The sequence below is a fragment of the Trabulsiella odontotermitis genome, from assembly GCF_001188485.1.
Lineage (GTDB): Bacteria > Pseudomonadota > Gammaproteobacteria > Enterobacterales > Enterobacteriaceae > Trabulsiella > Trabulsiella odontotermitis_A.
Genome location: NZ_JNGH01000012.1, coordinates 1 through 1,654 on the forward strand (window position 1 = coordinate 1; position 1,654 = coordinate 1,654).

The window sequence follows — 1,654 nt, forward strand, 5'->3', positions numbered from 1 at the left end:
GCTGTATTCAATCGGCCGCTGCAGCTGATCCAGCGCCACCTGTTTAATCACCAGCACCGGGATCCGGTCATCCATTTTGATATGCGACTGAAATTCAGCGTCCGGCATACGGGCGCTGACGCGTGAACGCGTGCGCTGAGGAAAAATATTCTGGCTGCGGAAATAGTCATACAGTGAAATACCGATGGCGTCAGGATCGGCAATCAGCGGCGCAGGCACCCAGGATTCCTCAATGGACACCGCGTCTTCATCCACATAACGAATACGTTTGAGCAAAAACACTTCACTGCCGGGGGTGACCGCCAGCTCCACCGCCACGTCGTCCGGGCAGGTGACGATGCGCTTGTTAACCCAAAGCGTGTCCGGCTTTTTGCCGCGCAACACCACCTGCTGAGAAAAGCCGCGCGCCTCTTTCAATGAATATTCAAAGATATTATTGATTTGCGTACCGTAGCCGCGCGACCGCGTCACCACCCCTTCGTCTTCCAGCGTCTGCATCGCCTTACGCACGGTGATGCGCGAAACACCAGTCAACTGGCTGAGATCGCGCTCGCCAGGCAGGATATTGCCGTGTTCAAGCCAGCCGCTGCGCACCGCGTTTTTCACCGTTTCAGCAAACTTCAGGTACAACGGCATATTATCGGCAGCGGCGATGCGCTCATTCAGTTGCTCAATAAGACGGGTATGCGCTTGTTCCATCGACTCTTTTCCTGGCAGGGATCTCCAGCCAGTATACTACCACCACGCGTGAAAGTGATGCACCGGACCAATTCCATGTCCCACTTCCAGTGAATCGGCCTGCGCCAGCGCCTTTGACAACCACGCTTTCGCTTCCGGTACGGTCTCGAGCCAGCTGTTGTGACGCGGACGCAGCGCCGCCAGCGCCGCCGACAACGTGCAGCCGGTGCCATGGGTATTTTTGGTTGGTACGCGCGGTGTGGTAAACCGTTGCTCACCTGCAGCGGTAAAGAGCCAGTCCGGGCTTTCCGCATCGTCCAGATGCCCGCCCTTCATCAGCACCGCGTCACAACCCAGTGCGCGTAACGCCCGGCCCTGCTCCAGCATTTCACGCTCATTCCGCGCGTGAGGCGCATCCAGCAGCGCGGCGGCTTCCGGCAGGTTGGGCGTGATCAGCGACACCTGCGGCAACAGATGCGTGCGCAGGCTTTCCACCGCCGACGGTGACAGCAGCGGATCGCCGCTTTTTGCCAGCATGACGGTATCGAGCACCACGTTCTGAATGCCATAGCGCTGCAGCCGCTCAGCCACCGCTTCGACGATATCTGTCTCCGCCAGCATGCCGATTTTGGTGGTGTCGATACGCACATCGCTGAATACCGAATCCAGCTGTGCTGCGACAAAATCCGGTTCGATGCGATAAACCGACTGCACACCGAGGGTGTTTTGCGCCACCAGCGCGGTGATCACCGAGCAGCCGTAAGCGCCAAGCGCCGAGAACGTTTTCAGATCCGCCTGAATACCTGCGCCACCGGTCGGGTCGGTGCCGGCAATGGTCAGCGCGTTAATGCGTTTCATGCCTGCACCTCCCCGTTAAGCGTATACAGCGCATCAAGAAAGGCGGGTTCGAACGCCCCTGGTCCGTTACCGTTTCGCGCCGCCATCTCACCCGCCTGTTTCATGACGCCGCAGGCGG

Annotated in this window: 2 protein-coding genes; both read right to left on the reverse strand. The window is 59.0% G+C overall.

Annotation, left to right across the window (positions count from 1 at the left end; translation table 11 throughout):
• The coding region (locus tag GM30_RS00890; RefSeq protein ID WP_049847118.1) for a GntR family transcriptional regulator at positions 1 to 699 on the reverse strand (699 nt) is incomplete at its 3' end.
• Positions 700 to 735: 36 nt separating this feature from the next.
• Positions 736 to 1,536 (reverse strand): bifunctional hydroxymethylpyrimidine kinase/phosphomethylpyrimidine kinase, encoded by an 801-nt coding sequence (gene thiD, locus GM30_RS00895; protein WP_049847119.1) that lies wholly within the window; start codon positions 1,534 to 1,536, stop codon positions 736 to 738.
• Positions 1,537 to 1,654: the final 118 nt, after the last annotated feature.